The sequence below is a fragment of the Enterococcus sp. JM9B genome (assembly GCF_009933265.1).
In the GTDB taxonomy this organism is placed as follows: domain Bacteria; phylum Bacillota; class Bacilli; order Lactobacillales; family Enterococcaceae; genus Enterococcus_C; species Enterococcus_C songbeiensis.
Genome location: NZ_MAEK01000028.1, coordinates 1 through 21,364 on the forward strand (window position 1 = coordinate 1; position 21,364 = coordinate 21,364).

At 32.8% G+C, this 21,364-nt stretch carries 26 protein-coding genes; 19 read left to right on the forward strand and 7 right to left on the reverse strand.

Going from position 1 to position 21,364, the window contains the following annotated elements:
- The 10 genes from BAU16_RS07540 to BAU16_RS07575 form a co-directional block, all read left to right on the forward strand.
- Positions 1-189, forward strand: a 189-nt coding sequence (locus BAU16_RS07540) for a transposase (protein ID WP_202621249.1), incomplete at its 5' end; no start/stop codon positions are given.
- A 216-nt stretch (positions 190-405) separates the two neighbouring features.
- The gene (locus tag BAU16_RS13740; protein WP_272927844.1) at positions 406-528 is read left to right on the forward strand and encodes a hypothetical protein; all 123 of its coding nucleotides are present in this window, start codon (positions 406-408) and stop codon (positions 526-528) included.
- 209 nt (positions 529-737) lie between these two features.
- On the forward strand, positions 738-968 hold the full coding sequence (gene mazE / locus BAU16_RS07545) for a type II toxin-antitoxin system PemI/MazE family antitoxin (RefSeq protein ID WP_048603531.1): 231 nt from the start codon (positions 738-740) through the stop codon (positions 966-968).
- Positions 968-1,309: a type II toxin-antitoxin system PemK/MazF family toxin gene (locus BAU16_RS07550; RefSeq protein WP_048603530.1), complete on the forward strand. Its 342-nt coding sequence runs from the start codon at positions 968-970 to the stop codon at positions 1,307-1,309. The genes mazE and BAU16_RS07550 overlap by 1 nt, the downstream gene beginning before the upstream one ends.
- Positions 1,293-1,730, forward strand: coding sequence for a hypothetical protein (locus tag BAU16_RS07555; RefSeq protein ID WP_048603529.1), 438 nt, complete (start codon positions 1,293-1,295; stop codon positions 1,728-1,730). Before BAU16_RS07550 ends, BAU16_RS07555 begins: the two co-directional genes overlap by 17 nt.
- A gap of 290 nt (positions 1,731-2,020) precedes the next feature.
- The gene (locus BAU16_RS07560) at positions 2,021-2,518 is read left to right on the forward strand and encodes a DUF1456 family protein (protein WP_137605553.1); all 498 of its coding nucleotides are present in this window, start codon (positions 2,021-2,023) and stop codon (positions 2,516-2,518) included.
- Between the two features lie 439 nt (positions 2,519-2,957).
- The gene (locus BAU16_RS07565; RefSeq protein ID WP_137605554.1) at positions 2,958-3,242 is read left to right on the forward strand and encodes a hypothetical protein; all 285 of its coding nucleotides are present in this window, start codon (positions 2,958-2,960) and stop codon (positions 3,240-3,242) included.
- The gene (locus BAU16_RS13595) at positions 3,242-3,418 is read left to right on the forward strand and encodes a DUF6019 family protein (RefSeq protein ID WP_171000825.1); all 177 of its coding nucleotides are present in this window, start codon (positions 3,242-3,244) and stop codon (positions 3,416-3,418) included. Before BAU16_RS07565 ends, BAU16_RS13595 begins: the two co-directional genes overlap by 1 nt.
- A 362-nt stretch (positions 3,419-3,780) precedes the next feature.
- Positions 3,781-3,939 carry a hypothetical protein gene (locus tag BAU16_RS07570; protein WP_161526841.1) on the forward strand — a complete coding sequence of 53 codons (159 nt, stop codon included), beginning with the start codon at positions 3,781-3,783 and terminating at the stop codon, positions 3,937-3,939.
- 870 nt (positions 3,940-4,809) lie between these two features.
- On the forward strand, positions 4,810-5,307 hold the full coding sequence (locus tag BAU16_RS07575; RefSeq protein ID WP_137605555.1) for a nucleotidyltransferase domain-containing protein: 498 nt from the start codon (positions 4,810-4,812) through the stop codon (positions 5,305-5,307).
- A 220-nt stretch (positions 5,308-5,527) separates the two neighbouring features.
- Here BAU16_RS07575 and BAU16_RS07580 read toward each other — a convergent pair whose 3' ends face one another.
- Together BAU16_RS07580 and BAU16_RS07585 are read right to left on the reverse strand one after the other, a co-directional pair.
- Positions 5,528-6,388 (reverse strand): helix-turn-helix transcriptional regulator, encoded by an 861-nt coding sequence (locus BAU16_RS07580; protein ID WP_161526842.1) that lies wholly within the window; start codon positions 6,386-6,388, stop codon positions 5,528-5,530.
- Between the two features lie 275 nt (positions 6,389-6,663).
- Positions 6,664-6,969, reverse strand: a complete 306-nt coding sequence (locus tag BAU16_RS07585) for a hypothetical protein (protein WP_137605557.1) — start codon at positions 6,967-6,969, stop codon at positions 6,664-6,666.
- Between the two features lie 298 nt (positions 6,970-7,267).
- Here BAU16_RS07585 and BAU16_RS07590 point away from each other — a divergent pair, with 298 nt between their 5' ends.
- From BAU16_RS07590 to BAU16_RS07620, 7 genes are all read left to right on the forward strand, one after another.
- Positions 7,268-8,668 carry a hypothetical protein gene (locus BAU16_RS07590; protein ID WP_161526843.1) on the forward strand — a complete coding sequence of 467 codons (1,401 nt, stop codon included), beginning with the start codon at positions 7,268-7,270 and terminating at the stop codon, positions 8,666-8,668.
- Positions 8,668-9,570: an ATP-binding cassette domain-containing protein gene (locus BAU16_RS07595; protein ID WP_161526844.1), complete on the forward strand. Its 903-nt coding sequence runs from the start codon at positions 8,668-8,670 to the stop codon at positions 9,568-9,570. The genes BAU16_RS07590 and BAU16_RS07595 overlap by 1 nt, the downstream gene beginning before the upstream one ends.
- A complete protein-coding gene (locus tag BAU16_RS07600; RefSeq protein ID WP_137605560.1) occupies positions 9,545-10,663 on the forward strand; it encodes a hypothetical protein in 1,119 nt (372 codons plus the stop codon). The genes BAU16_RS07595 and BAU16_RS07600 overlap by 26 nt, the downstream gene beginning before the upstream one ends.
- 750 nt (positions 10,664-11,413) lie before the next feature.
- Positions 11,414-12,736 (forward strand): sensor histidine kinase, encoded by a 1,323-nt coding sequence (locus BAU16_RS07605; protein ID WP_137605561.1) that lies wholly within the window; start codon positions 11,414-11,416, stop codon positions 12,734-12,736.
- Entirely contained in the window at positions 12,736-13,470 is a 735-nt protein-coding gene (locus BAU16_RS07610) for a response regulator transcription factor (RefSeq protein ID WP_237579227.1), read from the forward strand. The genes BAU16_RS07605 and BAU16_RS07610 overlap by 1 nt, the downstream gene beginning before the upstream one ends.
- Before the next feature lie 68 nt (positions 13,471-13,538).
- Complete coding sequence (locus BAU16_RS07615; RefSeq protein ID WP_137605563.1) at positions 13,539-13,925, forward strand: hypothetical protein; 387 nt, start codon at positions 13,539-13,541, stop codon at positions 13,923-13,925.
- Positions 13,926-14,029: 104 nt separating this feature from the next.
- Positions 14,030-14,578: a CPBP family intramembrane glutamic endopeptidase gene (locus tag BAU16_RS07620; RefSeq protein ID WP_161526845.1), complete on the forward strand. Its 549-nt coding sequence runs from the start codon at positions 14,030-14,032 to the stop codon at positions 14,576-14,578.
- A 310-nt stretch (positions 14,579-14,888) separates the two neighbouring features.
- On the opposite strand, the gene BAU16_RS07625 is transcribed toward BAU16_RS07620, so the two are convergent.
- From BAU16_RS07625 to BAU16_RS07645, 5 genes are all read right to left on the reverse strand, one after another.
- Positions 14,889-15,215, reverse strand: coding sequence for a hypothetical protein (locus BAU16_RS07625; protein ID WP_137605565.1), 327 nt, complete (start codon positions 15,213-15,215; stop codon positions 14,889-14,891).
- Positions 15,216-15,227: 12 nt separating this feature from the next.
- Positions 15,228-15,635 (reverse strand): helix-turn-helix domain-containing protein, encoded by a 408-nt coding sequence (locus BAU16_RS07630; RefSeq protein ID WP_137605566.1) that lies wholly within the window; start codon positions 15,633-15,635, stop codon positions 15,228-15,230.
- Positions 15,636-16,785: 1,150 nt separating this feature from the next.
- Positions 16,786-17,493, reverse strand: a complete 708-nt coding sequence (locus BAU16_RS07635) for an SDR family NAD(P)-dependent oxidoreductase (RefSeq protein WP_137605567.1) — start codon at positions 17,491-17,493, stop codon at positions 16,786-16,788.
- Between the two features lie 314 nt (positions 17,494-17,807).
- Complete coding sequence (locus BAU16_RS07640; protein ID WP_048603523.1) at positions 17,808-18,110, reverse strand: hypothetical protein; 303 nt, start codon at positions 18,108-18,110, stop codon at positions 17,808-17,810.
- A 29-nt stretch (positions 18,111-18,139) separates the two neighbouring features.
- Positions 18,140-18,676, reverse strand: coding sequence for a TetR/AcrR family transcriptional regulator (locus BAU16_RS07645; RefSeq protein ID WP_048603522.1), 537 nt, complete (start codon positions 18,674-18,676; stop codon positions 18,140-18,142).
- A 101-nt stretch (positions 18,677-18,777) separates the two neighbouring features.
- Between BAU16_RS07645 and BAU16_RS07650 the strand changes: the two genes are divergently transcribed.
- On the forward strand, positions 18,778-19,572 hold the full coding sequence (locus BAU16_RS07650; RefSeq protein WP_137605568.1) for an SDR family oxidoreductase: 795 nt from the start codon (positions 18,778-18,780) through the stop codon (positions 19,570-19,572).
- A 162-nt stretch (positions 19,573-19,734) separates the two neighbouring features.
- Complete coding sequence (locus BAU16_RS07655; RefSeq protein WP_137605569.1) at positions 19,735-21,294, forward strand: ABC transporter substrate-binding protein; 1,560 nt, start codon at positions 19,735-19,737, stop codon at positions 21,292-21,294.
- Positions 21,295-21,364 lie beyond the last annotated feature (70 nt).

The window sequence follows — 21,364 nt, forward strand, 5'->3', positions numbered from 1 at the left end:
ATGAACACAATCTGTTTACCTGCGAAAGAAGCAGTTTTCCAAGTAGACACCTTACGTCTTCGCCTTTTCAAAGTGGCTGGTAAGCTAATTCGTAGCGGTCGAAAATTGTTTCTGAAAACGAGCTCTTCCCATGTTTACCAGAACCTGTTCTATTATCTATTGGAAAAAATCCAGCAACTCTGCTGGTAGAACTGGGAGCTAACTGAAATTTTAAAAACTTATTAATTCTAAGGGATATTTGCGCTCAAAAATAAGAAAAATGACTCGTCATTCCTTGAATAGATCATATTTTGAGCTAATAGCGCTAGCGACATTTGAAATGTAATAACGGAAAAAGAAAAACCGATGGTTTTTCAAAATTAATGTTAAAAATCTAGAAGTATGAATAATTCAGGTAAGAGAATCATGGAAATCAATACATTTGGAATTGTACCCAATGGGTTAATCGTTGAAACAAGTACGCAAAAATTTCAATTCGTGTTATCTCAACGTAGAAAAGTAATCAATGTATTCAATATTGCTTATTAGTTGATTACTTAGAGAGGAGAAAATCTCAGCTTTGACTATCAATTAACAGGTTTTCATATTTCTTCTTTAATTAGAGCAGTATTTCCACATAATTAAGTTTTTAACTCATAATTAAGAATGTTAAGTCTCATCTAGTGTTGCTAGAATTATGTAGCGTTATGAGATATAATTGAATGGTAATAATAGAATAATAAAGGATGTGGGCAGAAATGTTATTAACCAAATCAAGAGTACAAGGGAGCTCAATCATTATTACATTGCCGAGTGATAATGGTAAGAAGCCTGAAGCGAATCAGGAATATGTAGTAATGTATTCAGAAGATGGCGTAATTACACTTGTTCCCAAAATAGGAGACCCATTCGATCAGGGAACTGAAGCAGAATTTTATGAACAGGATGAGTGGTCTGATTTAACACCAGAAGGGAGAGAAGTTTTTTAATGCACGAGGAAAAATTATTTATTCCTAAAAAGGGAGATATCGTCTGGATTGACTTCGATCCTTCTGCTGGCCATGAAATTCAAAAAAGAAGACCGGGTCTTGTGGTGTCTCGCTATGAGTTCAATAGAAAGACGTTATTTGCAGTTATATGTCCCATCACGTCTACAATCAAAGACTATCCAACTCGACATACTTTGCCGGATGGAACAGATACCCGCGGACAGATTATTATTTCACAACTAAAATCTCTCGATTTTAAAGTAAGGAACTTAGAGTATATTGAACACCTACCACTTCAAGAAATGGCAAAAATAGATCAGATTATTGAATATATTTTTTAATTTTCAACCGGGTATTTTAGAAGCAGTAAATTACAATGAAGGGGAAATTGTCGGACGTCATCATTTAATCACAGCAGGAAATGATGTTGAAATTAAAGCAACAGTTGATCGTCCAATTATTAAAGCGAATGGATCGGATTTAGCATATATTAAAATTTCGCTTTCAGACAGTGAAGGCAATGAAAATCTAAATAGTAAAGAAAAAATCAATATTTGTATTGAAGGATCGGGAGAAATCATCGGGTTTGGAAGTGCGGATCCACAGACAGAGAACTTTTATCAGTCCAATGAATGGGAAACATATGATGGTAAATTGCTTGCAGTCGTACGTTCAAAGAAAAAAAGTGGAAACATCAACGTATCAATTAATTTCATTAATATAGAAAGAGCTGGAAAGATAATTCAAATTGTTTCTGAATAGGTTAAAGCTTACAGATGTTTGCTCAAATGTCTTAGCTGTTTTCCGTAGGTATCGGTATTTTTCTTGATTTAGGTGATGGTTGGAGAATAGTGTTTTCGACTATATTGTGTGTACTCTTAGCTTTTGAAATTGAAAGAAAAATCCTCAAAAGTGTCTAAAATGTGGCGATTTTACATTTTAGGCACTTTTTTTCTCAGAATTCAGCAACTAAAAACAGTGTTGAATTATTTCAGCGTAGTTTTGCCGAAAATGTTATACTGATGGAGTGAGAAACTTCGTAGGAGGAAATGATGAACAACAATGATATTCTAATTAGATTGCGTTATGCATTAGACTTGAAGAATCAGGAAATGATCAAAATTTTTCAATTGGGTGGAATGGAAATCGATCAGATCAAACTAGGAGAGCTTCTAACAAAACAGTCGTCCGATGAAGATCTGCCAAGAGATGCTGTTTGTGACGCAAAAACTTTGGAGACTTTTCTTAATGGATTTATTATTTTTAAGCGTGGAAAACAAACGATAAAACCGGGTGTGACACCACCAAACCCATTTCAAATCACCAATCAGTCAAGTGTAAATAACGTACTTATCAAGAAAGTCCGAATTGCTTTATCGATGACAAGTGATGATATATTGGATGTACTACGATTAGCAGAAGTTTACGCTTCTCCAAGCGAAATCAGTGCAATTTTGCGCAAAGAAGGACACAGAAATTACATGGCTTGTGGAGATCGCTATGCCCGTAACTTCCTAAAAGGGCTTACTATTCGGTACCGTGAAGCTTAGAATTTTTATTCGGAATTACAAAATTTAAAAACGTGAAAAAAGTAACCATTATTCTATTTCGACTGAAACAGTGTAGAACATGGTTGCTTTTTTAGTACCTTGGATTGCATAAAAGCTACTTGTTTTGTATGAGGAGATTGATTTTTGCTAGTAAAGGGTGTCAGATACTAATTTGAAGATGTCCTGTTAGAAGAAAAGTAGATTTGCATTCTATTCTGCTAGAAGACTCTTTCAGATAAAGTAAAAAAATACTTTATTGTGTAAACGGTTTATGCTACTATGTGAATGTATCCTAACTTCTAATCAAGGATAGTTTATCTGAATAGAAAAGGAACCTGCAGGACGATTTGATGTTTTTTATCAGATGTGGTTACTTTTCTATTTTTTACATAGTTCAGTTTTGTGTTAATCATAAACATACGCGAAAGTGGGTTTCTCTATGGAAAAATTTGTAAAGACTTCAATTATTAGTCGTTTTGGATTGTTGGGATTTTTGTTATTCAACCACTATTCCCAAAAGAATAGATGGCAAGATAAATACTTTATTTTTTCAAGATTTACAATTGGTTTTTTTCTCGTTTTTTTAGGACCGGGTTTAATTATTGGCATCAGCTTAAAGCATAGTTGGCTTGGAATTTTCTTTCTTACTATACTAAGTACAGTATATGGCTGGTGGGCAGAAACATTTTTTAATAAATTTACTCAGAAAGAGGAGAAAAACTAATGTCATATGTTGTTACTTCAGAAAAAGGGAGCGGACTTGTGTTTCTATCTTTTTTTATCAGTACTCTTTTGTTAGTAGGTTTATTTGTTGTGTTATATTTTGTGGTAAAAGCTGCTGTTCGCAACGGAATCAAAGAAGCGAAAAAAAGCGATAACGACCAAAAAAATAGTGATTAGTAACTATAGAATGGCCTTTTTTTCGCTATTTTGCACTATTGTTGTATACTGAAGAAAACGATTGTTATTTACTGGAGAATACAAGCTCTTACGAGAAATCATAAAGAGGAGAATTGGAAGGGAATCAAGTGAAAAATTGGACAAAAAATCAGAAGATTGATTTTTTATATGAAATCATTTTCTTCTTGTTTTATTTTATTGTTTTACTGATTGTTAAACTAATTGGATGGGATAATCATTTCGAGTACTTCTTATTTCTGCTCGCTATTTGAACTTCAGGTATATTAAAAATTAGACGTCAAAAGAAACGCTTCAGGAAGATTGGTCAATTACAAAAGATATTGCCTGTTTCAATAGAAGAAATGCGAGCGATTAGTGGTGCTGGCAGATATGATTTAATCGAGTGGAAAGAAGACAAGATGATGATTACTCCGAAACAAATGTATATTTTAGAAGATTATTTAGATAAAAAATATTTTTTGAAATATGGAGAAGAATTCAATAAGAAAGAAAATAGGTAGGAACTGAAGGATGGAAAGTCTTAGTCGTTTATTCTTTTAGCGTAAAATTTTACATTTGATTTTTAGATTCTACGACATACTTACTTTTTACTTTAACGAAAATTATCAAGGAAAGAATTAGCAAAAAGATTCCCATAAATATAAGAAATATACCAAGTTGATAATTTAGAGCAAATTCTTGCCCAATCGATTTACGCTGTTTTTTTGTGAGTAGCTCATAATCTTGTATTGGAATAAAATTAATGGATAAAATGATTCCTATAAATGAAGAAACCAGTCCTGATATGGAAAGAATTATTGATAACTTTTTAATATAATCACCACCGAAGAGTTGGCATTATTTCAATTTTAAATTGTACTATTTCTATTAATATGATTAGTTATTTTTGTACTAAATACGCTATAACGCAAGCGGTTTCTGAGGAGGGGTTCATATGGCGATTTTTGGTATTATCATAGCAGTTATTGGTCTCGTATCATTTGCATGGAGTTGGTCAAAGATGCCAGAGATACTAGAGCAATGGAAAAACCGAAGTAATAGAAAATAAAAAAATCGTTAATATTTAGAAAGGGCGAAAACTCTGGAACTTCGTTTTTTTCTTAAATTTTTTACAAAGAGAATAAATTTGTTGAAGAGCAAATCGATATTTATGATCTTAGCAGAGGTTCCATTCTTTAACATAGCCAATCTGATTGATTTTAAAAAATACTATAAATGACTTATAGATTTTAGAAGACTGTGGGGAAATAGTATGAAGTCAATTTTAATGGGAAAGTCTTCACTTTTTACAGCTTTTTTCAAACTTGTCTTGTCCACAAGCATCATATAGAATCAAGATAGTTACTTAAAAATTATTTGTGGGTGGTTATTTGAAAAAGAAAATCGTTTCTAAAATAGAATTATTCAAAATATTAGATTTTTTAGATGGATTAGCTATTCATTATTGGGTAGATGGTGGTTGGGGTGTCGATATTTTAACTGGAAAGCAAAATAGGGAACATCGAGATATTGACATTGATTTTGATAGTAAGGATACCGACCGATTACTAACAGCTTTGTATGAGTTGGGCTACGAAAAAATCGTGGATTGGATGCCTGCCAGAATGGAGCTGTGGCATGAAAATCTGGGATATTTAGATATTCATCCGTTAGAAATTAATCCAGATGGTAGTGCAAAACAGGCGGATTTAGAGGATGGGTTTTACTTCTTTCAAGCAGACTGGTTCACTAAGAAAAAATTTGAGAACAGGGAAATTCCCTGTCTTTCATTAGAAGCTCAATTAATTTTCCATAAAGGCTATGAGCTGCGAGAGTCAGATTATATTGATTTGAAGAACTTGGAAAAGTTGGCAGGTCATAATTATTAATAAATCAATTAAGTAGAAGTAGAGCAAAGCAAAAAATCAAACAAAGGAGAATCTAATTTGTTTGATTTTTTTGAGTATCATAAAATAAAATGTAGTCGGTTAGCGTACATAGATTACAAATCAACTTAAAGGGGAGGGTATGACTGTTTTAAGTTTTTTCTGAACTGTTAATGAGAAATGAAAATAAAGCTGACTTAATTTTCTGTGAAAATTTAACATCCTATTCATGACTTGATGATAGTAGCTTAAATTCTTCCTTAAGATCGATCTTTATTGTGTCCTTTACATGATTATTCTCATTAAAAGATGATATTTGATAAGCTCGATCATATTTTGTTAGATAGGTTGGATCGTTGAGCTCTTTTGTGTTATATGCAACTTCATATAATAAAAAGTCTAACAATACCGTAGACTGATATTGTTTATTGATTTTGATTCCCTTATTGCAAAGATCTATAGCTTTCTGGTAATTCTTTATCTCACTATAGAATTTTGCTGCGTTAAAATACACCTTGTTTAGCTCAAGCTCTTTAGATGCTCTATTATCTACATTCGTAATTGCGGCAACATAATAAGTTTCTGCAAATGAGTATGATTTCTTCTGTTCGTAGGCGATACCTAGCCCCATATTTGCTAAAATTGCAAACAGATCCTTCTCATCTGAGCTAGAGATAACCTGTGAGAAATAAAAAAAGGAAGCATCAAAATTGTTGTTAACAAGAAGCTCGGTAATTCCTTTTAAATAGTTTAACTGGTTCATTATTCCCTGATCTGATATTCTGGTAGAATCAATCGTTTGTATTTTTTTTAAAGCTTCATCATTTTTCCAAACATTACAGAGCTTTTGTACATCATTCAGTTTATTCCTAATTTGAACTTCCTCTGATTGAATTATTACATCATTAATTTGTAAATTTAAACGGCTACAAATTAATGATAGAATTTCAATGCTGTAGCAATAGTTCCGGCTTTCGATATTACTGATAGTGGCTTGCTTACAGATACCTGAGGCAAGTTCCTTTTGAGTTAACTTTTGCTGTTTTCTTCTATCTTTTATTAAATTACCTTTAACTGTAGCCAAAATTCCACATCCTTAGTTACTAATACTATGTATATTATCACCATAATAAAAAAAATACTATCAGTTGATATTACAACCAATAGTATTTAATCAATTATTTACCTACGTGTCCTGTATTTCCGTCGGGAAGTGGAAAAGGAATTGGGAAAAAAATTTTATTAGACATAGAATCACTACTTTCTGTTCTTTCTACTAGTAATATAATACATAGATTTATCTCTATTTAAAATACGAAAGATGTATATTATCGAAATGAAAACCACTGATTTACTACATTAAATATCTGATTTACTATTTACTACCATTAATGGCTGGATCGCACCTTTAATTAGTGTCCCTCTAAACTCAAAACCTTTAGAGGTAGAACGTCCAGTGTAATAAAGGTAGCCTGCATATCCATCAGCTGTTCGGTACCACTGAGGAGAACTTTCAGTTTGATAATAAACTGTAACAACTTTAGTTGCGGCAAGAGCTGATGCAGCAGCGGAATTACTGCTTGCTGCGGAAGCGGTGACCCCGGTACTCATGAGACCAACAAAAAGACCACTTGCAATAAGAGTTAACCCAATAAATTTCTTCATAAAAAAACCTCCTATATTTTAATACAAGGTTATCTTAGCCTAAATAAATAAATAAATCAATAAAAAAATAAAATATAAATACTTTGTATTTTTCTGAAGAGCAGATTCAAAAGATGAAAAATGCATTTTTTTGTGGAAGTATTTTATTTTTGGGTGAAAAAATACTATTTTTATGCTAGTCTATACATAACTTTAGTATTTTTTAAAGAAATTATATTTATGTGTTTATATTTATATATATTGATAGTGTTTGTGATTGGAAATTCTGATGAGTGGAGATAGAAGGGAGCAATTTTTAATGAAAAAGCTTTTATCCGAGTGGAAAAATTCTGGAGAGAAATATGAAGGACCTATTGAATGGTATTTGAAGCGAAAAACAGGAGACAAAGGGAAACTAGTATTTTCATTAACGCTTCTGGGAATTTTTATTTTTTTCTTAACTCACATTTTCATTGCTATCTTCATTTTAGTTTCGGTGGTTATAATCATTACCTGCTGCGTAATCATACTTGAAGTGTGGAAGAGTCCTGATCTACATCTTATTGTTTCTAAAATTTTTCCTTTTATACGTTTAGAATTTAAACGTATTTTTTTGAATAGAGTGAATTATTCTGTGATATTACTTACATTAATTATTGGCTTTGGCTCTGGTTATGCGTATCTCGTGTATCAACCACAATCTCAGGAAGCATTTGTTGCAAACCAAGCCTCAGCAGTTCGTACCGTTTTAGATCGACAAATACAAATAGGTCATCTTACTCCAGAATTACAGAAAACATTAAGTGATAAAAAACTTGATGCAAATTTTGAGAATTACTTAAAGAAGCACGAAGAGCTAACTAACAGACTTTATTCATTTCAAATCATGGAGAACTTTAATGATTATACATCTGTTCAAACTGAACAATTGTTGAATGAAGAAAAACTATTGAAGAAATTTAAGAAAGAGCGTCAGGATGGACAACTTAACTTTATTAGGAAACCATATGAGATTAATGCACAATTGGCTATTAATCCGGAATTGACAAAAGAGAAGATGGTCATAGAGACAAGGCAGACTACTGCGTTGGGAAGATTTTCTGAATGGTTTCCAATAATAATTTTAGTGGGTTTGTTCTTAACATTTGTTATTGCAGCACCAATAGTACAAATAGACAACGATCATTCATCGATTTATTCATCACTACCAATTAGAACGTATCTAAGAATCATTTGCCGAGTACTTATTTATCAGCTTATATTTTTAACCTATATAGTTAGTTCAATTATTGGGTATTTTTCTGTTTTTAAACTATTTTCTCAAATAGGAAGTTTACAGACCGTTTTTGCTTACTATTGGATAGATTCCTTTAAAGCTAGTCATGTTGGTCTCTTTATCGTCATTCATGTAAGTCTTGCACTTATCATAAATCTATTAATGCTCTTTTTACATGCAATGCTCAGCTTGAAAGTGAGAAGCTATTTCATTTCGACTACATTCATTCTCAGCACGTATTGTCTGATAGGGCTGCTTTTAGCTATCGGAAATCGTTCATTAGAGAAATTGGAATTCTTGTATCCTTATTTTGTAGTAGGTGGGATTTCTGATTATGGAATTATATTTTCTGGAGCTCTTTTAATGGGATTACTTGTTGCTTGTTCTGTTTTTCTACGAAAGCAATGCTTAAAATATGATCATCTTCAAGGGAGTGTATGGTAATGGATCAAACAGAATTGGTCATGCAATTAAAGTATTTGTCCAAAAGTTATGATAAAAGGAAAGTTATATCAAATGTCACATTAGATGTATTCTCTCATTCAATTATTGGTATAGCTAGCCCAAACGGATATGGAAAATCAACGCTATTTCATTTAATAATGAACTATACAAAACCTGATTCTGGAAATATCACTTTTTTTAATGGCTTAGACTATAAAAAAAGAAAAGATTATGAGTCTATTCGAGAAAAAGTTGTTATGCTTCCAAATCAATTTGATTTACATGAAGAATTAACGGGGTGGCAACACTTAAAAATATATCAAAAAATGTGGCATCAACAAGAAAGTCGCTGCAACGAAATAATCGAAGATTTAGTTATGGAGAAATTTATTCAAAAAAGAGTTAGTGAGTATTCTTTAGGTATGAGACAAAAATTATGTTTTGCAATGATATATATGACTAGAGGGAGAATTTTCTTATTGGATGAACTAACCAATGGGCTTGATAGACAAGCTATTAAGCATATTTCTAAAGCCATTTTTCGATTGAAAGCGGAAGGGGCTACAATTTTAATGATATCTCATGACTTAGTGCACCTTCAATCAATGGCTGATAAAGTCTATTTTTTAAAACATGCTGATTTGCATTATGCTTATCCACTACCCGAAGAAATTGATCAAAAATTTATCTCCATTCCAAATCTTGATGATGAAAAAAAGCTGGATTTAAGTTTTCAAGAATTAAAAACTGGGCGATACTATCGGCAAAATCTCAAGTTAGTACAGTTTCTAGTAGAGCATTCAATTGCTTTCAATGTGTCAAATCAAAGTTTGAGTGACGCTTTTAGCCGGTTTTATCCTGAAGATGGGGTTGAGAATGACAATGAATTACCTGAATTATGAATTTCATCTATTTTATAAAAAAAAGAAAATATTGGGGATACTTGGTTTAATTCTTGCTTTAGGCTTTTTTATGGGTACCCTATATCTCAGTAACTTTCATCCAGTAGAGCCTATAGATCAAGCACGATTACAGATAAGTGAAACTGATGTTAATCACAAGGATAAACAAAAAACCTTGGAGAATTACTTACGCCTATCTGTTGAATATTACGATGGCTCCTTAACCGCCTTACAGTTTCCAGAGAAATACTTTACTTTTCATAATTATTACGGTCAATCTGATGCGGCATATCAATTCTCTTATAACTATATTCTTTACAATGGACTGATAAAAAATAGTAATAATCTATCGACCAATGTAATTGAAGAAACGACGGCAGCACAATTTATGCTTCCATCCTTAGAATTTAGTCTCCCACTGTTACTTATTTTATTTTGTTTTGGTTGTTCAGATATAGTGTTGAAAGATCGACGTAATGCCTCAATCGCGTTTGGCCTTCCAGTTTCAAATTTAAAGAAGTTACTGACAAAAACCGTTATGGGGATAAGTTTTTCCATTTGTATTTTTCTATTGTTCTTTTTAGTTGTATATATTACTGTCGGAATTCAAAATGGATTTGGTTCACTTTCGATTGAGAATCCAATTTATAAAGGAGTACTTACCAAAAGCAACTTTGAGACCTTGATTCGAGCAAATATTACTCCCGAAGTTTTTAGTTTACTCCCGATTTGGAAAATATTGTTGGAAGTGTTTATCATGTACTTACTTCTATCAAGTGTTTTTCTAGTAATCATTTTTACCGTGACAAATTTTATCTCCTCTCAGGTAGTTGTGCTAAGTATTCTTTGTCCAATTCCAGTGTTGTCCTATCTCCCACAAGAGCGATTTTCAGGAATATATAATAAGTGGTTAGCTTACCTGCCTTGGAATTACTTGAAAATAGTACCTGTACTAACTGGTAAAATCCAACAATGGGTGGGTGGGGATAATATTACTGTTTTGAGAGGGGTTAAGCTTTATCTTATTCTCCTTTTTGTATTTGGATTAGTGAGCTTTCTTTTTAGAAATCGACTTTCTAGGTATAATAACTAGGAATTTTTTTATTTTTTATAAAAGAAGAGGATCCCAATCCCACCCTCGATGGATCCTAACTCATTTGTCTCTAAAGAATCAAATTTAGATAACGATGCATTATTTTTCATTATTTTTTCCTCCAAATATTTATTTAATAGTTGTGCAACTACTATAAACTGATCTTAATCTTTGGACTTCTCAACATCAATCGTATAATCATAAAGCGACATTAAGATTTCTTAAACGTTTTTTTTATTTTTAAATTCATTATCTTACCGTTCAAGAAATTAAAATGACCGATTACGATAATCAGTTTTCTTTTTTTGCAAATTTAGTGAATAATAGTAAAAAATAGGAAGAAATTTTTGGATGCATTCATGTAGATGTTACAAAGATTTGAGGAATTGCGGTTTTCTATCTATGATTTTAAGAGGAAAGAATCATTTGCTAGACTAAGAAAAATGATAAAAACGGGTACAACCGATTTAGAAAATTACTGAAACTGCAAAAACTTTAAATTCTAAAACGCAAAATAAGTAGAGCAGATATTCCACTATTTTTTATATTTAGATAGTGTAGTTCCATTTTTCGTTCATGTACTGAAGGAAGGTAAGTGGTCATGTTACTATGCAACATAGAAATTCTATTGTGTTAGCAGGCATGATGCTGAAGATTGTGGTCTCTACTATTTTTAGTGTTTGGTTATTATTGTGAGTTGATCTCCTAGATGATAAGATATGTAGTAATTTAGGGTGGGAGAGAAATCAAATGGTGAACTTTATTCTTATAGTACTAAGTTTAGCGATGCAGTTGATGTTAATGTGGGTGATCTACTATCAGATAACTAGGACAAAAATTAACTTCTTGTGGATTGTGTATTCTGTGATCATATCGACAGGGAGTTTGTTTATTCTTAAAAGCTATTGGATGATTATTATGCTGCCATTTTTCTGTATCTATAGTTTCATAAATGAGAAAAAAGATAATTGGTTATTGATTTCTTTTAACGATATTTATACTATTTTTATCTCAGTTTTATTGATGAATTTAACGTCAATGCTCTACTATCTTGTTGTACCGGTAACCATTTTTAATCGTACTAGGTATCTACTAATAATAAACAGTATTATTTTCCCAGTGGTATTGCACACGATACTGCTAAAAGTATTTAAATTTAATTTTGCAATTCTAAAATATAAAGATTCGTTTATAAGAAATAAAATACTGCTTCCATTAAATGTAGCGTTATATGGTGGATTTTCATTATTTTTGGTTGTTTATGGTTATGAAAACAGAGTTAGTGCTAATACTCCTGTCAATGAGTACACAAAATATGTTTTTTTTATTTATACTTTTATGTTTTTTAGTCTACTCATTTTCCTAACAATTCAAATGAAAAATTATTTACAAAAGCAAGTACAAGATATAAAAGAAGAACAATACAATCAGTTGACTTTGTATACACAAGAAATTGAGGAGCTTTACCAACAGATCAGGGGATTCAGACATGATTTTGGAAACATGCTAATTAGTATGAGTGAAAGTATTAATTCAGCAGATGTGGAACAAATTAGGAATGTATATAATAAGGTTCTCTTGCAGGCCAATATTGAATTAAATCAAACTTATTATGATGTTGCAGAATTATCAAATATAGAAAATACTGCCATAAAAAGCATTTTATCTTCAAAAATTATGATCGCTAATCAAAGTGGTCTTCATATCTCGTTGGAAATAAAAGAAAAAGTTGTTTTTTCTGATATGGATATTTTGGATTATGTTCGAATTATCTCGGTTTTAATCGACAATGCAATAGAAGCTGGAATCAATAGTGAAGAAAAAAAGGTTGGTATTGCTATTTTTTTAGCTGAGGAGCAACTAATTTTAATTGTTCACAATTCACGAGAACCAGGAGTTCTGACAATTAAGAATCTTTTTGATCCTAAGTTTTCAACAAAAGGGCATGATCGTGGAACTGGATTGTACAATATTCAAAACATCATTCAGAAATACGAAAATGTTACTTTAGAAACCCAAATTGAAGATACAAGTTTGGCACAAAGATTAATTATCAGGCAGGTGATCGACTAGTGAATATTTATATTTTAGAGGATGATTTATATCAAAGGAATAGAATCAAAGAAGTGATAAAAGAAATCCGAACTACAAGTAATTTTCGAATAAAAAAAATTTTTGATACTGGTAGACCAGAGGAATTGATTGAGAGCATCGTTGAACGTGGATGTCACATGCTATTTTTTCTGGATATTGAGATTAAAGAAAGTCAAAAGAAGGGGTTGGATATAGCAAAAAAAATCCGGGAGTTAGATCGATATGCTACGATTGTTTTTGTTACAACACATTCTGAATTTTCCTTTTTAACGTATTCGTATCAGGTCTCTGCCTTAAATTTTATCGCAAAGGATCAAAACGAGGAAAGTTTCAGGGAACAAATCTACGAGAGTATTCAATATGTCGATAGAGGAATGGATGAAGAGAAACCAACAGACGTATTTCAATTTGAAAGTGAGTTTAAAAAATTTTGGGTGCCTTTTTCCGAAATTTTATATTTTGAGACGCTACCTCAACCGCATAAAATTGTGTTAGTTACCTTGAAGCAAAGAATCGAATTCTATGGAAATCTAGCTGAAATTGAAACTATGGATTCACGTTTGTATAGATGCCATAAATCATTTGTTGTTAATTTGAAAAGTATAGTAGTAATTGACAGAGCAAAAAATTTACTTATTTTAAAAAATGATGAAAACTGCTTATTATCGAGAAGAAAATTGAAAAATATTGCGGAAAGATTACTAGATATTTAATTTTATTGGAAAAGGAATATTTTATCCACGTTGGAAAATGAGCCGTTCTGGAAGAGTTTGCTACCATTGTGGAAAAATCCTTTGAAATAAATTCTGTTCAGTCTTATAGTGAAGAAAATTCTGAAATTGAAAGAGGAGTATTAAAAATGAAGACTGCGTTTTTTTTAACTGAAATGAGAAGATATGATTATACGGGCTCAGCGTTGGCTAACACAATATTATTCGGGAATAAAACGAATAAGGAACTAGAAATGATAAAAAATAGATTTTCAAATTACAATTGGCATGCTGTCAAACTAGATGATATTTATAATTTGTTAGGCCAAGAAGATAGTCAACTCATTGTAGTTTCTACCAAAGCAAAAGCATACACTCATGCACTGAGGGATAAATATTCTAATTCAAGAATTATTACAATTGAAGAGATAACATTGAACCCCAATCTATTATTATGACAAGACCTAACAATATAATAAAACGCTCACTATTTTTTCTAAGTTTAATTATACTGAGCATATTCATACAATTTGAGGTAATTTTTGATATAAATGGTACTATATTGCATGAAAATGAAGATCAATTTATTCTATTGAAAACAGTTCTTTGGCTGGTCGTTTTTGTTTTTTTTCTGTGGGTGTACTTCAAGCAACTAAAAAAAGACAAACGAACTGTTTTTTCTTTAATAGGAAAATTAACTCACAGGAATGTATTGATTTTTGTGGGAATGTTTTTACTTATCTTGATAGTAAACTATATTGATATAAAGCTAAATCCGTTAGTCATTTCAGAAAATCAATCAATAATTAATCAATATGAAAGGATTGTACCTCATCTGACAATACTTAGTAATTCTATCTTTGCTCCAACTATTGAAGAAATTCTTTTTAGAGGAATATTTTTTAATCTTTTTTTTCAGAATAAAACAAAAGTAAATGTGATTCTATGTATTTTTTTCTCCGGAGTAATTTTTAGCTTTGCCCATCAATTTACCTTTGATTTTAATTTACTCATTTATTGTGCGATGGGCTGGATTCTTGCTTCCACCTATTGGTATACTGGAAGCTTATCGTACCCAATAGCATTACATGCATTAGTAAATATTCTTTAGAGAAAATCTCAATTACAGTAATAAGTATGCGAAAATATGTTGTATTCTAAGCTAGAAATTACCCTGTAACAATCAATTTACCCTCAGACATGATTTAATGGTTAAAGATAAAATTGAAGTTATTTTGAACTTTCCGCTTTTGAAGAACTATAAAAAGTCTTGTAGAATCGATGATCTGTTTGATTTTTTTTGAGTGGGATTCTTTGTTACTATCAGAAACCACACAGAATAATAAATGAATTTTATGTTATCTGCATTAAAGGATTGATAAATCTAGATAGGAGTATTAGACAGTACCTAGCTTGTAATATTATAAGTTTCCAGATAATGCGGCAAAAATTAACCCAATGAGTCCTGCAGCAATGAAGCCTAAAGATAATCCAGCTCTTTTTTTACGAGAATCAACAAGTAACTTTATATCCTCCGACATATCGGAAGGATACTTATTTCCACCAAGTAAATATAAAATAAGTCCGCCCCCGCTATTTGTACTTCCAATTGAAAATAATCCCCAAAGTTTTGGATGTTTTAGTCCCCGGCTTTCTGCATCAAGAACGACTAATTGAAATACTTGGTATGCAAGTGTCACACTACCAAGTAAGATCATGAATAGAAAAATTATCGCTAAGATTAACAAAGTAAATTCCCCCTACAATTTTTTAATTATTTGATAAAAAAGGATGCACGTACTGATGATTCCAATCGCAGAGCTCCCAAAGATTAGGTAGTTGTTTTGGAGTATTAATCCATTGAAAAATACGAACGAAAGTAGCAAAGCCACGTTTATAAGAAAGGCTACAATAAGCTTTTGATTGCTCTTTACAATATTGGTGCTTTTTTCTAAATGATCCATCATCTCTTGATCTCCTTTCAAAAGGTTGTCCAGGCTCACGCTATATAGGTTGCTTAATTTAATGACACTAACAATATCAGGGAAGGACTTTTCGTTTTCCCAATTTGATATTGTTTGGCGTGACACTTGAATATTTTCAGCAACCTTTTCCTGAGTTAAGCCTGCCTGTTTTCTTGCTTCTTTTAGCTTGGCTCCTATTTCCATTTTAGATATCAATCCTTTCGTCATTCAATATTTCATATTCTCACATCATCGTCTATCAAATATACCTTACAAGTACAAAATAACCTTGTCAAAATTTTTTAACATCCTTTATTTGACGGTAATTTCCTTAAAATTAAGCTTGGATGAAGAGGGGTATAAAGTTTTTTTTAAAAGTTACTTTTTCCAATTTTAACTATTTTTCTTATAACGTATTTTTTTAATCTGTAAATTGAAATTTGTGGTAATATGAATCTAACGAGTTATAGGGAAGTAGTGGGTAGTTCTAGGAGTTAATTGGAGTTATCTTATGACCATTGAAGCAGATAAAAAATATTACTTCAATGTTAAGGAAAATGTTTTTTTTCGGGGCTAATTACAGAAGATAAATCTCGATAGTGTAGAGGTAGTAATATAAATTAAATTCTTTGTCAAAAGTTAATCTGACACGGGATGTTTAGTGGAATAACAGTAAAGATTTATCGTATTTTGATGAAAGTTTAATCTTGTGGCTATCAAAGAATGTTGATTCTACTACTAGTTGAATCGTTTTTTATGTCTATAGTCATTAGTGATATTCCCTGTTTAATCTAGTCTTGGAGTTGGACAGACAAAAAGGAGGTGATTTATATTCTAGGAATTTATTTTTTTATAATCTTTCTTATGATCATAGAGTGCGTTCTCATTATTTATAGAAACAAACTCAGGTATATCACAACCAGAAGGATTATAAATGCGGCAATAACTTTGATAGGGTTCTTCATTATCTGTAGTATTCTACCGATAATCTTATATGTGATTAAAAAATGGAAGTAGAATAACTGATGAGAAAACTACTATTATGCTTGCCTGGTACAAAAGTTTTTTCAGAATAGACTGCACGTAAACATGATCTATTTTCTATTATTTTTGTGTATTAATTAAAAAGCTAATCCTATCGGCATGAACTAACCGAATGTAAAAGGATTCTCCTCAAGGTAGAGACTGACAAAACGGGTTGTTTTATGCACAAGAAACAAAAAGTGCAATAGGAAAAAAAGAGCGAGAAGCCCTTTGCTTTCACGGGTTTCTGCTCTCCTGCAATTATTCCCACTCATTTTTTTATCTAGAATAAGGTAAGAATGTATTCATTATTCAAACATACTTTCATTTGTTACCTCAAATATCCACCATTATTTAGATCGAAAGTGGCTCCGGTATAATGAGCGCTTTCCTCTGAAAGCAAGAAGTTTGCCGTATCAGCGACATCTTTTGGTAAAACGGGTTCTTTGATCAAATGATGTTGTTGGTATTCTTTTTTTCGCCAATCTGGAATAATTGCCATCATATCTGTATCAACCATTGTCGGAGCAATAGCATTTACCAAAATTTGTGGCGAAAAGCGTAAAGCCAAACTCTTTGTTAGACCCAATAGAGCTGCTTTTGATAAGCCGTACAATGCGTCAGAGCTACCTTCTTGCCCAGAAATAGAAGAAATGTTGATAATTTTTCCATGAGCCTCTTGTTGTATAAGATGTTGAATGAAAAATTTAGAAAAAACCGTGGCACCTTTAATGTTTATTTCTAAAATGCGATCGATTGCAGCTTCATCATAATCTAATAGGCTAAATGCGTTGTACACACCGGCATTATTGACCAATCCATAAAGCGGCTGATCAGCGATTCCCTCAAAAAAATGTGCTACTGCTTGATAATTTGTCACATCAATACAGGTAGTTGTTAAGTGAGGGTGGCTACTGAGGGCGGTTAATTTTTCGTGCTCTTTATCGATTGCAATCACATGATATCCTTCTTGTAGACAACGTGCTATAAGTGCTTGTCCGATTCCACCGGCAGCACCGGTAATAATTATTTTTTTCATTGTTTTTCCTCCGGAGTTTTGATTCTTAAGACTGTAATAAAACTTTTCCAATACTTCTCCCGACTCCAAATAAGTGTGGGATTATTCTCCCTTTGTGATGACTGTACCAATGCCTTCATATCCGTCGATGAAGGATTTTTTTCATCTGGATTTAGTGAGGAATAAACAAATTATAGCACTTGTTATTTTTCTTGCCACTAGAAATTTGGGAACAATCGATTAGTTTCTGTGAATCACGGACAAAAAATGCAAGGGAATAAAGCGAAAAAAAGCCAAACGTTGCCCCGCTACCAAACGTTTGGCTGGACTGCTATTTATAAAACGTCAAAAACTTCGACACTAACTTCTTCGTGCTCGATACTATCTGAAAACCAAATTGCATTCCATTCCGGTAAGCTTCTTTCAAAAGTAGTTCGTTCTTGGTAGTCTGCTAGTGAATCATAATAAATGTCTAAGACAACGATTGCATCTTCGCCTTCGAAGCGTTGGAACATTTCAATTTTTTTGTTGGTGACCGGAGAATGAAATTTTGGATTATTTCCTGATTCGACAAATTTTTCCATAAGTTTAGATAAATCTTTCTTTTTCGTTCGATAGGTGAAAACGACTTTAATCATATGATTCGCTCCTTGAGTTTGATTTAGTTTTAAAAAACATTTTTTACGATAGTCCATACAGTTTCGAATTCTGTTTGAAACTGATTATCCCAGCGGTCGGCGTAGGCAGGTGCTGAAAAGAACATAAAGGACAATAAGATACCAGTTGTCAAAGTTTCATCGAGTCCGGTAGCATCCATGAAACTGTGCCCCAGTTTTTGAATGTGTTGTGAATAAGCCGACTTATCATGATCGATGTAAGTCGTATAGATAGCAAACATTTTAGGATCATCGAATTTTGCACGATATTTTCCAGATGCAAGTGTCCAAAGCCAATCATGAGCAATCGCAGATACCTCAGCATATCCAGAGGTATCAAAGGGAAAGAGTGCTTCCAACTGTTTGTCTAACCATCTTAAGGCCAGTGCCGTCCAAAGCGCTTTTTTATTTGGAAAATATTTGTATAGGGCAGCGTGACTGACACCGAGAGCTTTTCCAACATCAATCAAGGAAATTTTATCGCTGTGAGTTGCTTCGACTAATTCGGAGGCGGTTATTAAAATGAGTTCTTTCGATAAGTTTTTCATGGATTGATTTTAACAGAAGTTACAAAAATTGACAAATGTAATCTATTGCTTTATTATTTCCTCAAGTTACAAAATCAAATAAATGTAAGTGAGGAAATAAAATGAAACAAACTGGTAATACAATTCTGATTACGGGTGGAACTTCCGGCTTGGGATTCGGACTTGCAAAAGCTTTTCTAGAACGGGGAAATACGGTAATTATAACTTCACGTCGCAAAGAAGTAATCGATACGCTGGTGTCAGAAAACCAGGGACTTTTTGGTTACGCAGCGGATGTCGCTGATTTTGAAAGTGTAAAAAAACTGCAAAAAGTAATCAGCAAACACCATCCACAACTAAATATGGTTATCAATTCGGCAGGAATCATGCAATCCATGAATTTTTTTGACAGTCACTCGCTTTTAACAAACGAAATTGAAACGAATCTTGTTGGTACTATCAATATAGCTAAGCTCTTTTTGCCACTCTTAGCTAAGAAAAAAGAGGCGATGCTGATTAATATTAGTTCTGGATTATCTTATGTCGCAAGTCCGGCACATCCGTTGTACTCGGCTAGTAAAGCAGGAGTAAATGGATTGACTGAAGCGATTCGGGGACAAGCTGATTATTTTGGTTACGATAATTTGCACATTCTTCAAGTTGCACCACCGTTGATTTCTGAAACGAATCTTGAACCAATGATGCATGAAACTGGTGATAAGAATCCAATGAACATGAAGCTTGAAGACTTTGTCCGTGTTGTTTTAAAAGGGATAGAAAAGAATAAAAAAATAATCAATCCCGGTCCTAGCAAATTTTTAAATCTGTTAGGTAAGTTGGGATCAGTAAAGATGAAAGTACGTGCGACACAAACGACAATGGCGACAATATTTGGTAGTGAAAAAACATCCAGATAAAAAATCGTTCATCCTTTTTGATTTACTCGTGATAAGTTAAAACTATCGTGATATATGTTCCCATAACTAAGGGAATTTTATTTGAAGATGGGACGTCACTTGGCTTATACTTCAAGTTGTCCGTAAATGGAACACAGGAAATGAAGAGGGAGTGCTGAAAGAATGAAAAAGATATTTACTGGGGTGTTGATTGCTATGGCAGGAGTGGTGTTGGCTGCCTGTGGAAATGGCAAAAGTTCTGAATCAAGTACTCCAAAAGAGTCGAATGATACCTTCACCTATGCGATTAATGGGGATCCTTCGTCGATGAATCCAATCAATGTCAGTGACCGCTGGGGACTGACGGCAACAAATATGATTTATTCTCCACTAGCGCGAATCGAAGGAGACGGCACACAAAAATTAGAATTAGCCGAAGCAATTGAACCTGCAGCTGATGGGAAATCAATCACCGTTAAATTGAAGAAAGACATTAAATGGTCAGACGGAGAGGCGTTTACGGCTGATGACGTGGTCTTTACTTATTCACAAAAAGTGAAGAAAGAAAATGGAAATGCTGATTCCCTTTGGGTGGATGGAAAGCCGATTAGTGTAAAAAAAATTGATGATACGACCGTTGAGTTTGACTTACCTTCTGTGAGCGCAGCTGCATTAAATAATATTGCTACGGAAACGTACATTATTCCAGAGCATATTTTTAAAGATGAAAAAGATTTTGCAGCAAGCACGTTAGCGGCTAAACCAGTTGGAACTGGTCCTTATGTACTAAAAGAATATAAAACAGGTCAGTATCTACAATTTGTTGCAAACGAAAACTATTATGGTGGTACACCAGAAATCAAAAATATTACGTTACGAATCATCACTAGTGCAGATACTACAAAGGTTGCCTTACAAAAGGGTGAGGTGGATGCTTCCTTTATTTTACCTAATGATATTGAAGATTTAGATACCGATACAACAGATGTTTACGAATACAGTGAAAATCGGGTAGGGTATTTAGGCTTTAATACAAATTCTGATAATCTAAAAGATGTAAAGGTACGTCAAGCCATTCAATATGCTTTGAATCGGGATGATTTAAACAAAGCAGCGTATCTGGATGAAAAGTATTATCAAAATGTTCAATCGATTTTACCTCCAAATAATCCTTATGCTACAACAGATGTGAACGATTATAAAACGGATGTCGATAAGTCGAAGGAATTGCTAAAAGAAGCAGGAGTTAGTGATTTAACAATCAATTTGGCATTTTCATCCTCAGATCCGGCACAAACTGTTCAGGCAACGTTGATTCAACAACAACTTGAAAAAGTTGGTATCACCGTAGAACTTGCAGGTGGGGATAGTGCGGCATATGGAGCAGAGTTGAAAAAACCAGGTTCTAAGAAATATGACTTGTTTATGAATGGTTATATCATGGGAAATGATCCTGATTTGTATTCGTATCTTTTCGCTTCTACCGGTTCTGCAAATTACTTCCAATATAAGAGCGATGCAACGGATGAACTTTTCCGACAAGGCTCTGTTGAGATGGATGACACTAAACGAAAAGAAATTTATGTGAAATTGCAACAACAGATTGCTGATGATGCAGTAATTTATCCAATTGTTGATAATAAAAAGGTCTTAGCAGTAAATAGCCGTGTTCAAAACATAAAAGAAGCCGGTTTGATTCCAATCTATACTTTGGAAGATATGAGTAAATTAACATTAAAATAAAGTGATTTTTACTGCCAGTGCTAGAAACCACAAAGGGATCTAGCCTGGTTTTATTGATTAAAGAGGAGGA